The organism is Clostridiales bacterium (assembly GCA_012512255.1).
Taxonomy (GTDB): Bacteria; Bacillota; Clostridia; order Christensenellales; family DUVY01; genus DUVY01.
The window spans coordinates 1-11,146 of the sequence record JAAZDJ010000120.1 but is presented as its reverse complement, the minus strand read 5'-3'; the positions used below and the strand labels follow the sequence as shown (position 1 = coordinate 11,146).

The 11,146-nt window shown below is 44.3% G+C and carries 12 protein-coding genes; 1 reads left to right on the top strand and 11 read right to left on the bottom strand.

All coding sequences use genetic code 11. The features are described from left to right. Positions 1-417, top strand: a 417-nt coding sequence (locus tag GX756_06195; GenBank protein NLC17450.1) for a TrkA family potassium uptake protein, incomplete at its 5' end; no start/stop codon positions are given. Positions 418-498: 81 nt separating this feature from the next. Here the strand turns inward: GX756_06195 and GX756_06190 are convergent. The 11 genes from GX756_06190 to GX756_06140 form a co-directional block, all read right to left on the bottom strand. Next, entirely contained in the window at positions 499-1,014 is a 516-nt protein-coding gene (locus GX756_06190; GenBank protein ID NLC17449.1) for a shikimate kinase, read from the bottom strand. Beyond that, entirely contained in the window at positions 1,011-1,799 is a 789-nt protein-coding gene (locus tag GX756_06185; protein ID NLC17448.1) for a Nif3-like dinuclear metal center hexameric protein, read from the bottom strand. The genes GX756_06190 and GX756_06185 overlap by 4 nt, the downstream gene beginning before the upstream one ends. After that, on the bottom strand, positions 1,796-2,239 hold the full coding sequence (locus tag GX756_06180; GenBank protein NLC17447.1) for a 3-dehydroquinate dehydratase: 444 nt from the start codon (positions 2,237-2,239) through the stop codon (positions 1,796-1,798). The genes GX756_06185 and GX756_06180 overlap by 4 nt, the downstream gene beginning before the upstream one ends. Continuing rightward, entirely contained in the window at positions 2,221-3,009 is a 789-nt protein-coding gene (locus GX756_06175; protein NLC17446.1) for a shikimate dehydrogenase, read from the bottom strand. The genes GX756_06180 and GX756_06175 overlap by 19 nt, the downstream gene beginning before the upstream one ends. Further along, on the bottom strand, positions 3,006-4,274 hold the full coding sequence (gene aroA / locus GX756_06170) for a 3-phosphoshikimate 1-carboxyvinyltransferase (GenBank protein ID NLC17445.1): 1,269 nt from the start codon (positions 4,272-4,274) through the stop codon (positions 3,006-3,008). Before aroA ends, GX756_06175 begins: the two co-directional genes overlap by 4 nt. Continuing rightward, positions 4,271-5,338, bottom strand: coding sequence for a 3-dehydroquinate synthase (gene aroB / locus GX756_06165; protein ID NLC17444.1), 1,068 nt, complete (start codon positions 5,336-5,338; stop codon positions 4,271-4,273). The genes aroA and aroB overlap by 4 nt, the downstream gene beginning before the upstream one ends. A 49-nt stretch (positions 5,339-5,387) precedes the next feature. Continuing rightward, positions 5,388-6,530 carry a chorismate synthase gene (gene aroC / locus GX756_06160; GenBank protein NLC17443.1) on the bottom strand — a complete coding sequence of 381 codons (1,143 nt, stop codon included), beginning with the start codon at positions 6,528-6,530 and terminating at the stop codon, positions 5,388-5,390. A 7-nt stretch (positions 6,531-6,537) separates the two neighbouring features. Then, entirely contained in the window at positions 6,538-7,629 is a 1,092-nt protein-coding gene (locus tag GX756_06155; protein ID NLC17442.1) for a prephenate dehydrogenase/arogenate dehydrogenase family protein, read from the bottom strand. A 68-nt stretch (positions 7,630-7,697) separates the two neighbouring features. Then, the gene (gene asnB, locus GX756_06150) at positions 7,698-9,551 is read right to left on the bottom strand and encodes an asparagine synthase (glutamine-hydrolyzing) (GenBank protein NLC17441.1); all 1,854 of its coding nucleotides are present in this window, start codon (positions 9,549-9,551) and stop codon (positions 7,698-7,700) included. Between the two features lie 7 nt (positions 9,552-9,558). After that, positions 9,559-10,140, bottom strand: coding sequence for a dipicolinate synthase subunit B (locus GX756_06145; GenBank protein ID NLC17440.1), 582 nt, complete (start codon positions 10,138-10,140; stop codon positions 9,559-9,561). Positions 10,141-10,148: 8 nt separating this feature from the next. Further along, positions 10,149-10,949, bottom strand: coding sequence for a hypothetical protein (locus tag GX756_06140; GenBank protein NLC17439.1), 801 nt, complete (start codon positions 10,947-10,949; stop codon positions 10,149-10,151). Positions 10,950-11,146 lie beyond the last annotated feature (197 nt).

The window sequence follows — 11,146 nt, the reverse complement described above, 5'->3', positions numbered from 1 at the left end:
GTGCTAAGACAAATCAATGTGTCGGATTTTGACGCTTGCATTGTTTGTATCGGCAATATTGAAGCGAGCGTTATTGTCACGCTTTTGTGCAAACAGCTAAACGCCCGATATGTCATGTCAAAGGCCAATAACAATCTTCACAAAACGGTTTTGCAAAAAGTGGGCGCGGACGCTGTAATCTTCCCCGAAGAATATGTGGGCGAAAAAGTCGCCGATATGCTGACCAGCCCCAATATCTTGCAACTGGCCAAATTAACGCCTAATTTTAGCATTATAGAAATCAAAACGCCCGAAATTTGGGCCAAAAAATCATTGATAGAACTAGACCTTAGAAAGCGTCAAAATGTAACGGTATTGCTAATCAAGCGCGGGGACGATGTCATCATAACGCCCGAGGGCGGCACCGTCTTTGAATAGGGCGACGATATTGTGCTTTGCGGCGAACAAAAGTATATCAACAAACTCAAAAAATACGCGAATATTGAATTGGACCACAATCTATAAAGAATTTTCTTGGATATATTCTATTATTTTTTGCGCCGTCTGGGAGGCCGTCATATAGTCATTGTGTATAACGGTATCGGCAAGGCTTATATATAAATGTTCCCTTTCGGTAAGTATTTGTTTGATGCGTCCCAAAGGATCGGGACAATTAAGCAATGGGCGGGTCTTGGAATTTTTTACCCGCGAGTATATTTGCTCGGCGCTTGCCATAAGGCATATTATGATGCCGTTTTGTTTTAGCAGATGGATATTTTCAGGGTTTTTGACTATTCCTCCGCCTGTGGATATTACCAAATTGCCCTTTTGGGCAAGCTCTTGGCACAAAAGATACTCTTGTTCTCTAAAAGACTGTTCCCCGAACTTATTAAAATAGTGGTTAATGCTCATCCCAAAGCGTTTGGATAAGACTTTGTCGGTGTCAATAAAGTCTTTTTTTAGCTTTTTGGCGACAATCTTTCCGGCAGAAGTTTTAAATGTCCCCATCATGCCTATCAAAACGATGTTTCTCATATAGTATCTATCGGGTTTTTCTCCTTGGACGATATTATAAACTGGACGGTATCAAACCTATTTGCCAGCAGCTCTTGCAAGCGCTTTAGAATAACGCGTTCCATGCAATAATGACTGCACAGTATTAATCCAAAATCCCTCTCCTGCGCTTCCAAGGCCGCGTGGTGCGAAAAGTCGCACGAGATATAGCAATCCGCGCCCATATCAATCGCCGCGCGCAAGTATTCGGTTTTGCCCGCCCCGCCCGAGATAAAAGCTATTTTTCGGACTAGCTTGTCCTTTTTGCCTGTTAGCCTTACGCTGTCGTCTTCAAAGATATTTTTTAGCTTATTCGCCAAATCAATCAAGGCAATGGGCTCTTTTAAGTCGCCTATCCTGCCGCCTTGCCAAGGCGAGTCTTGGACGTCAAATCTTTGGACATTTTGCAAATCAAGCAAGCGCGCTATGTAGTCGTTTATACCTTGTTCGCTTGCGTCCAAGTTGGTATGCGCGCTAAATATATTGATATTATGCTTTATGGCGTACAATATCTTTTTGCCTTGCAATGTCTGGTCGGTTATCGTGCTTATCGGTTTGTATATAAAAGGGTGGTGGCTTATAATCAGCTGTGCGCCTATCTGCGCGCTTTCTTGTATTACTTCCAAAGTCGCGTCAAGGCACAGGACGCATTTGGTAATTTGGCTGTTTATGCGCCCCACCAAAAAGCCTATATTATCGCCCTCTTCTTTTTGCTCGGGCGGCGCTATGGCGTTCATATAATCTATGATTTTTCCTAACTTGGTCATTTTTTCACCTTATTATAAGCGGCAAAAACCGCCTCAATATAGCTGTTGACGCCTTTGCCGAAAAACATCTGGTCCACGGCGGGCGTCAAAACCGACTTGTGCCTAAATGTTTCTTCCCTTTTGAAAATATCCGACATATGCACTTCATATTTGGGTATTGAAATACACTTTAACGCGTCGTAAATGGCGTAACTGTAATGCGTATGCGCGCCCGCGTTGATAATTAACGCGTCGGCGTCCGCGCTGTGAATTTTGTCTATTATGTCGCCCTCGTGATTGGACTGAAAGAATTCCAGTTGCACGCCCTCGGGCGCGGCCGCTTTGATTTGGGCGTTTATATCGTCCAAAGTCTGAGTCCCGTATATGTGCGGCTCGCGCTTGCCCAGCATATTGAGATTAACTCCGTTGATTATCAAAATTTTTATTTTACTTTGCCGCATATGTTTTTCAATGCCTCGCTGATTTGTTTATTATTAAGGTTAATATTATTCCAAATTTTTTGCGCTTCCAGCGCCTGAAAAAACAGCATTGCCAAGCCGTTAACCGCGGTTTTGCCAAGCTCTTGGGCCAATCTTAACATAGGCGTCAACGGCGGATTGTATATCGTATCGTAAAAAACCTGAACATTTTGCAAGTTTACTTCTTCTGGCAAGCTCATTTCGTTGTTAAGTCCCAAAGTAGTGCAATTGATAATAATCTTTGGTTTTAGCGACGCCAAATCGGCCCAGCGCGTGTTTTTTAGTTTTAAGTCTTCTATTATATCCAAAGCTTTTTGCTTGGTGCGGTTATAAATAAAAACATCGCAGACTTTATCAAGCTCATACGCCAAAGTCCTGGCGGCCCCGCCCGCGCCCAATATTAAGCAATCCCCGTCTATAATAATGTTATGAAACTCTAAAGAACGCATAAAACCTATTCCGTCGGTGTTATAGCCTATTAATTCGCCATCCAGAACCTTGACCGTATTGACAGCTTGCGTTTTGGAATGGTTTTGGCTAAGGTAAGGCAAGATTTTAAGCTTATACGGCTTGGTGATATTAAACCCGTCATAGCCTTGCTTAAGCCTATTGACCGCGCCCGTAAAGGCTTGAGGCGCGACGGATAAAATATCGTATCGCAAGTCAATATTGGCTAGCTTGGCGATTTCTTGATGCGTGATATGCGAAAAGGAATATTTTATATCCTCGCCCAACAGCGCGTATTTTTTCATTGCTCGCCCCGCTCAAAGATTTTGTAAAAGCCCGGATAGCTGACATCGGCTATTTGGGCGTTTTTTATCTTAACGCCGTCTAATGAAACGGCGCCCGCCACAGCCGCGCACATGGCAAGCCTGTGGTCAAGGCCCGCGTCAATTTCCACGCCGCCCATTAGCGCGCCCGAGCCGTTTATAATCATTCCATCGTTGGTGGCCTCTATCCTTGCGCCCATTTTTTTGAGCATATTGACCGTGGTGTCTATGCGGTTGGATTCTTTTACTTTTAGTTCTTGCGCGTCTTTTATGACGCTTTGACCGTCGGCAAAACACGCCAGCACCGCCAAGATAGGAATCTCGTCAATAAGCCTTGGTATTAAATCGCCGCCGATTACAAAAGGCTTAATCTCGTCGGCCGACTGGATGAGCATATCCGAAACAGGCTCTTCGCTCGTCGTTCTGCGGTTAAGCATGGTAATTTTGGCGCCGCAAATTTTCAAAATATCCAAAATGCCCGTTCGTGTAGGATTGACGCCCACATTTTTTAATACTATATAAGAATCCGGTAAAATAGTCGCCAAAACCATCAAATACGCCGCGCTTGATATGTCGCCCGGGACATAAACATCTATGGATTTTAGCTTGGACTTGGATATTATAATTTTGTTCCTGCGAGTAATTATGTCCGCGCTCATCGCCGTAAGCATCAATTCGGTATGGTTGCGGGTTTTGACGGGTTCTATAATGGTCGTGGGGCCATCGGCAAAAAGCCCGGCTAGCAATAGGCAGCTTTTGACCTGCGCGCTCGCTATTGACATTTTGTATTCTATGCCTTTTAGGCTGGCGCTTTTTATCTTTAACGGCGCGTATCCGCCTTCGGACGCCGTTATTTTCGCGCCCATCATGCCCAAAGGCTCAATTATGCGGTTCATCGGGCGCTTTCTGATAGACTCGTCCCCGTCCAACTCGGCGCTCACGCCCGCGCCGCACAAAAGCCCTGTCAATAATCTAATAGTGGTGCCGCTGTTGCCCACAAAAAGCTCTTGCGAGTTTTTGATTTTTTTGGCGCCGGCGACCGCAATATAATCGGGCTCTATTGAAATCCTGGCGCCTAGTTTTGCCATGCATTCTATCGTAGCCAAACAATCATCGCCCAAAAGCGCGTTATAGACTTTTGCCTCGCCTTCGGCGATCGCGTTAAGCATAATCGCCCTGTGGGTAATTGATTTGTCCCCGGGCAAGTCAAAAGCCCCGCTTATGTTTTTGAGCGGCTTGATTGTCATACGACGGCCTCCAGCAAAGTCTTAAGCCTGTCAGGCTCCAATAAATATTCTTGGGTTTCGCCTTGGTTTTTGGCAAAGATAAAATCTATTTTTCCTTCTGCGTTCTTTTTGTCCGCTTTCATTATTTTTATAAGGTGGTCTATGTTCTTTATTTTTATTTTGGGCGTGGAGACCAATCTTAAAAAATGCATTATGGTCTTGTAATACTCCTCGTCAACAATCCCGAGGTTTCTGGCTATCTTGGATTCTAGCTCAATTCCGCATAGCACGTATTCGCCGTGGGAGAGCTTAAATTTGTTGGCGGTCTCCAGCGCGTGCCCTATGGTATGCCCTAAGTTTAAAATCTTTCTAAGCGAGGCTTCCCTCTCGTCCGAAGAAGTAATATAGTCTTTAAATTCAATACATAATTTTATGACATTAAAAATCGCCTGCTGGTCCAGTATTAAGATTTTGGAGATGTTGGCGCTTAAATATTCAAAAACTTTTTGGCTTATTAGCGCCGTCTTTATAATCTCGCCAATGCCGCATTTTATCTCGCGCAAAGGCAATGTCTTAATAAAATTGGCGCTGATGAGTATCTTGGACGGCTGATAAAAAGCGCCCAAAATGTTTTTGTAATCGTCAAGATTGATGCCCGTTTTGCCGCCTATGCTGGAATCCACGCAAGAAAGCAAAGTGGTAGGCACATGCACGATTTTTACGCCCCTCATAAAAATGGACGCGACAAAGCCGCTTAAGTCGCCCGTAACCCCGCCGCCTACCGCTATCATTTTTGTTTGACGGTTGCAGCCGCTATTTAGCATTTTGCGCGCGATTGCTTGGGCGTATTTCCATTGTTTTGACTGCTCGCCGCTTTTTAAAACATAAAGCCTGTCGCCTAGGCGGTCAAAGTTATATTTTTTGTTGTAAATGTCATATACGTTTTGGTCCACGACGCCAAAGACATTGCCCTCAAACTCGTTTATAATTAAGTCGTCCAATTCCTGTCCTATGATAATGTCATAGCCAAGCCCCGATTTTATTTTTATGGGTATAAGCTCTTCTATTTGTTTTGTTTGGCTCATCTTAATTTCTCCTTATTGGCGTCTTGTTTAGATGTTTTTTTATGTTTATTTATAAAACAGTCGCCTGTTTTTGTAGCCACCTTTGCTTAACCTCGTCCATATGGTCGCCGCCCAAAGTGTCTAGTATTACACCCATAAGCGTAAGCGCCAAAACATTTTCGCACACCACGCCCGCCGCCGGCACGACGCAAACATCGCTTCTTTCTTTTTGTGAGATGCATTCCTTATGTGTCAAAAGGTCAACCGTCCTCAGCCCGCGCATAGTGGTCGGAACGGGCTTAAGCGTGATATTGACCGCTATATCTTCCCCCGTGCTTATTCCGCCGTCAATGCCGCCGCTGTTATTGGTATATCTAAAAAACTTGTTGTTCTTAAACCCGATTTGATCGTGGCTTTCTAACCCGCTCAATTGCCCGTAGCGCGCTCCTAAGCCTATGCTTAAGCTTTTGACCGATTGCACGGACGCGATATCGGCCATTATGCGCGCGTCTAACTTTTGGTCGTATTGCGCGTGGGAGCCGTATCCCCAAGCCATGCCGCTGACTATTACTTGAACCTCTCCGCCCAAAGTGTCGCCTTCTTGCTGGGCTTGCTGAATCTTTTTAATCATTAATCGGGATTTTTCGGGATTTAAACATCTTACGGGGTCTAAATCGGCTTTTTCCAATTCTTTTATGTTTTTGGGACAATAATCCGAATATATGCCGCCTATCATTACGGTATGGCTGTAAATTTTTACCCCTAGCTCTTCCAAAAACTTTCGGGCGATAGCGCCCAGCGCCACTCTCATGGCTGTCTCGCGAGCGCTAGCCCTTTCCAAAATGTTGCGCGCGTCTTTTTGGTTATATTTTAAGGCTCCAGCAAGGTCGGCATGGGCGGGTCTTACGGTAGTGACTACTCTTTGGGTCGTGTCGCACTCGCTCGCGCCCATAATGTCTTGCCAATTTTTATAATCTTGGTTTTCTATCATCAAAGCTATGGGAGAACCCAGAGTGAGCTTATTTCTAACGCCCGACAAAATTTGGGCTTTGTCGGTTTCTATTTTCATCCTCTCGCCCCGTCCAAAACCTTGCTGCCTTCGCTGTAATTGAAGGTTTATGTATTCCTCGGTTATTTCCAAATTAGCGGGACATCCGTCCATAATCCCTATTAACGCTTTGCCGTGGGATTCGCCCGCGGTAAGATAACGCATTTTTGTTTTACTCCGTTTTTATATCAAATTTTTTCTTTTTTAAAATTTCTTCGGCTCTTTCAAGCGCGCGCGCGTCCTCAAAGCTAACCACAAGCGCGCCGCCCTCGCCCTCGCGCGAGTTTTCAATATTGATGTTTTTGATGTTGATTTTTTTCTTATATAAAAGCAATGTTATCTTGGCTATAATGCCCGGAACATCTTTTACGTCTATCCTAAGCGAAAAAAATCCGACATTTCCTTTTTCTATTGAGTCGCGCTTTTGGCGCGCCGACTCAAACATCTCTTTTAGCTTGTCGCGCTGGTCGTTTTTTAGGTTGTGGGACAACTCGGATAGATTTTTTATCATGTTATCCAGCTGCGCCAAAATATTATCTTTATTTAAAGAAACAATGTCCAGCCACATCTTGCTGGGGCTTGAGGCTATCCGTGTTATATCCCTAAAGCCGCCCGCCGCCAAAGTTTTGCTTATATCGCTGTCAATGCAGGCGTTAACCATAGCGTAAGCCACCATGTGCGGCAAGTGGCTTATCTTGGCGACCGTTATATCGTGCGTTTGCTTGTCCAAAATTACGGGCAGCGCCTGCATTTGTTTTACAAGCTCAATTATGTAGTCCAAATCCTCTTTTGGGGTGTTAGGGCGCGGCGTCAAGACATAATACGCGTTTTCAAACATATGGTCCTTGGCGGCTTTTATCCCGCCTTGTTCCGAGCCCGCCATAGGATGACCGCCCACAAACCTGACGCCCTCGGGCAAGTTTTCAAGTATAGCGCCTTTTATGCTCGCGGCGTCCGTAATAATGGCGCTTGTTCCCAAAATCCGATAGAGTTGGTTTACAATTAGGCTTACCGTGTCTATGGGCGTGCAAACAAATACGACCTCGCAGCCTTTCAAAATATTAATGTCCCTGTCTCCAAGCTGGATAATGTTTTTTTCAAAAGCGTAGTGCAATGTGTCGTTGTCTTTATCCACGCCGATAATATTATAGCGCTGTGTTTTGGAAAGCGCGCCGGCGATTGACCCGCCGATGCAGCCCAATCCCACAACGCCTATGCTTGCTTTGGGCGCCAAATTTTTGGGTGTTTTGGGAACAAAAATCATATTTGAAGTATATCAAAAAAATATTGTTAATGCAATGCAATGCTTAGGGCATGCTGTTTTGCAAAAAGCTATAATACAACGCTTAATTTTTTGGACTCAAAAAAATAGTCTATTTGAATTATATAACCCAAAAGCTGAGGCAGGCGCATAAGCTGGCCGTAAAAGGTGCGGTCAAAATCGCCTTCTATTTTTAATAGGCTTTGGACATACTCTTTGTCTATCAGCTCGTTAATGATTTTGTTCGGGTTGCCGATAATTTCTTGAACCTGTTGTTTTACATAATTTAGATAAATTGGGCTAAATGTCTTTGGATACGGGCTTTTTTTGCGCTTGATTATATCGTAAGGCAATATATCTTTTACGGCCTCGCGCAGAATGCCTTTTTCCCTGCCGTTGTAGGCTTTGTATTTCCACGGCATATTATACGCGTATTCTACCAGCCTATGATCGCAAAAAGGCACGCGCGCTTCCAGCCCCGAATACATGCTCATTCTGTCTTTTCTCTCAAGCAAAGTTTGCATAAACCATTCTATGTTTAGCATAAACATCTGGCGCATTTGTCTCTCTTGCGGGCTGTCTTGCGGCAAAGTATCCGTTCGGTTTATGGTGTCCAAAAAACACTGCCTTACCCATTGCGAAGCGTCTTTCAAAACGCTCGGCTCGCGCAAAAGTTTGGTCCTGATATCCATACTTTTGGACCAAGGGAAAGTGTTTGTTTCTAGATTTTGTTCGTGATACCAAGGATATCCGCCAAAGATTTCGTCCGCGCACTCGCCCGATAGGCATATTTTGATTTGTTTTTGTTTGATAACCTTACAAAAAAGCAGCAACGAGGAATCAATATCCGCCATGCCCGGCGCGTCGCGCGCCTCGGTCGCCTCTTTTAGCGCTTTGCCCAATTGTTCGTTGTCCAAGGTAACATAATTGTGAATGCTCTTGATAAAGGCCGACATCTGCGAAATATATTTTTGGTCGCTGTCGGGCTGGTAAGCGTTTTTTTCAAAAAACAGGTCGTTGTCTTTATAATCAACTGAAAAAGTAATAAGGCGCTGGCCTTTGGACAAAAACATCGCCGCCGCCACGGCCGAGATAATGCCCGAATCCAAGCCGCCTGACAAAAAACAGCCCAAAGGCGCGTCGGCCACAAGCTGCCTTTTGATAGAATCCAGCATAAGCCAGCGCGTCTTTTCTATGGTCATAAACAAATTGTCTTCGTGCGGCGCGGCTTGCAGTTTCCAGTATTTGTTAATCTTGCATTTGCCGTCTTGAAAAACCATATAATGCGCGGGCTTTAGTTCTTGTATGTCTTTAATTATCCCGCTGCCTGATTTTTTGCCCGGGCCCAATAAAAATATTTGCCTTAACCCTTCCAAGTCAACTATCTTTTCAACTAAGGGGTTTTGGAGAAGGGTTTTTATTTCGGACGCGAAAATAATTACTTGACCGTATTTTGCGTTGTCGTACAAATAATAAAACAAAGGCTTGGCGCCCAAACGGTCCCGCGCCAAAAACAACCGCTTGTTATTGTGTTCCCAAACGGCGAAGGCGAACATCCCGTTAAGTTTATTAAGGCAATTTTCGCCCCATTGTATGTAGGCGTATATAAGCACTTCGGTGTCCGAATGCCCCGCAAACTTATATCCTAGGCTTTTTAGCTCGGCCGACAGTTCCTGGGTGTTATAAAGCTCGCCGTTATAGACAAGGGTGTATTTTTCGCCCTTGTATGTTTTGGTCATGGGCTGAATGGCGGTTTTGGGGTCAACTATGCAAAGGCGTCTGTGCAAAAGCGCCGCATCGTACATGACCGTTTGCCCGCAATCGTCGGGCCCGCGGTTTTTTAGCGTCAAAGACATTTTTGACAAAACATGCTCTTGCTTTGTCAAATCTATGTTATTGCTTATCCATCCCGCCAAACCGCTCATTAAATCTTTAAACTCCTTTTATAATCGGCTGGATTTGGACGCCCTGCAGCGCTAATTCAATAGTAGGGATTAGTGACTCAAGGTCGGATGTAATAGACCGCGTTTTTTTGAGGTGGTCGTCTTGGTAAAAGGGCGCAAAATAAATATTCTTTTTATATAAAAGCCCCCCGATATTTACGGCGTTTGAAGACAGCGCGTCGTTGGTGGACAGCGCCAAAACCACGGGGCGATCGTTTCTAAGATGCGCCTTGATTGCCATAAGCACGGGCGTGTCCGTGATGGCGTTGTTCAGCTTTGCCAAAGTGTTGCCCGTGCAAGGCGCGACTACGACTATATCCAAAAGCCTCTGCGGGCCTATGGGCTCGGCGTCTTCAATTGTGACAATGGGCTTGTTTTTGGCGATTTCATAAACTTCATTATAAAAATCAACCGCCTTGGTAAAACGCGTGTCAAGATTTGCCACCGAAAATGAAAAAATTGGGATAATATTGTTATGCTCTGACAAGGTTTTTATAATGGGCAAATGTTTTTTTAACGTGCAAAACGACCCCGTCATTGCCCAGCCTATGTTTAGTCCTTTCATATCTATCGTTTTTCTTAAACTTTTTCCAACGCCCTTTTTACGCTTTCATATAGATATTGCCCGGCTGTTATAGCGGCCGTTTTGGCGGGAACGCCTAAATAATGCAATACGTTAAGCCCCAGCTTATTCGCCTCGTCCAAGTCCACCCCGCCCGGCAATGAAGCCAGGTCTATAACAAAAGCGTCTTTTCTTATGTGTTGGAGTTTATCTCCTTTTAAAATCATTTTTGGAACGGTGTTTATAATTACATCGTAATTGGATAGCCCATCGGTAAAATCTTTTAGCGTATATGTCTTATCCACGTAAACTGCGGCGTGCGCCAATTCATAAACATCGCTTGTGGCAACGCTGGCGTCCGCGCCTATATTGCCAAGAAGTTTGGTCAGGGCCTTGCCGACCCTGCCATAGCCCAAAATCAATATCTTTTGGCTTTTTAGAGACTTTTGGGTGTTGTTGATTATTGCGGCCAATGTTCCCTCGGCGGTAAGATAGGCGTTTTTCATAACCAAAATTTCGTCGTCGTTATAATAAAACGCGGTAATGTTATTGTCTTTGAGCGTTTGTCGGGCTTGCTGGTCAAAACATCCCAAAGCGAACGCGACGCTGCCATAGCTTAGCATGCTAGCCAGTTTATAATCTATCGGAACATAGGGCGGAAATATATAGACATATTGGATTTGGGGGTTATCTGAGTATTTTTGGTCTTGAACAAAATCAAAGACCGAACGCCCCTCGTCTTGAAGCAATTTTTTTACCGTTTTTAATCTTTGGTCCGAGACATCAACAATAAAAACTCTCTTAACACTAACGCTCATATATTTTATATTATGAGACGGCGTATAAGAGTGTGAAATAAAATAATATGTGTCTTTTGTGGATTAAAATGCAATATGAATAAAACTAAGATTAAAAAATTGATTTTTAAAATTATCTAAATAAAAAACCCAAAAGCCCGTAATATACGGGCTTTTGGGTTTTTGTAATAGGTTTACGGCGACGACCTACTCTCCCG

Bases quoted from the DNA above. Each gene is read 5' to 3' on its own strand.
- GX756_06190 (NLC17449.1), bottom strand. From the start codon at position 1,014: ATGAGAAACATCGTTTTGATAGGCATGATGGGGACATTTAAAACTTCT.
- GX756_06185 (NLC17448.1), bottom strand. From the start codon at position 1,799: ATGACCAAGTTAGGAAAAATCATAGATTATATGAACGCCATAGCGCCG.
- GX756_06180 (NLC17447.1), bottom strand. From the start codon at position 2,239: ATGCGGCAAAGTAAAATAAAAATTTTGATAATCAACGGAGTTAATCTC.
- GX756_06175 (NLC17446.1), bottom strand. From the start codon at position 3,009: ATGAAAAAATACGCGCTGTTGGGCGAGGATATAAAATATTCCTTTTCG.
- aroA (NLC17445.1), bottom strand. From the start codon at position 4,274: ATGACAATCAAGCCGCTCAAAAACATAAGCGGGGCTTTTGACTTGCCC.
- aroB (NLC17444.1), bottom strand. From the start codon at position 5,338: ATGAGCCAAACAAAACAAATAGAAGAGCTTATACCCATAAAAATAAAA.
- aroC (NLC17443.1), bottom strand. From the start codon at position 6,530: ATGCGTTATCTTACCGCGGGCGAATCCCACGGCAAAGCGTTAATAGGG.
- GX756_06155 (NLC17442.1), bottom strand. From the start codon at position 7,629: ATGATTTTTGTTCCCAAAACACCCAAAAATTTGGCGCCCAAAGCAAGC.
- asnB (NLC17441.1), bottom strand. From the start codon at position 9,551: ATGAGCGGTTTGGCGGGATGGATAAGCAATAACATAGATTTGACAAAG.
- GX756_06140 (NLC17439.1), bottom strand. From the start codon at position 10,949: ATGAGCGTTAGTGTTAAGAGAGTTTTTATTGTTGATGTCTCGGACCAA.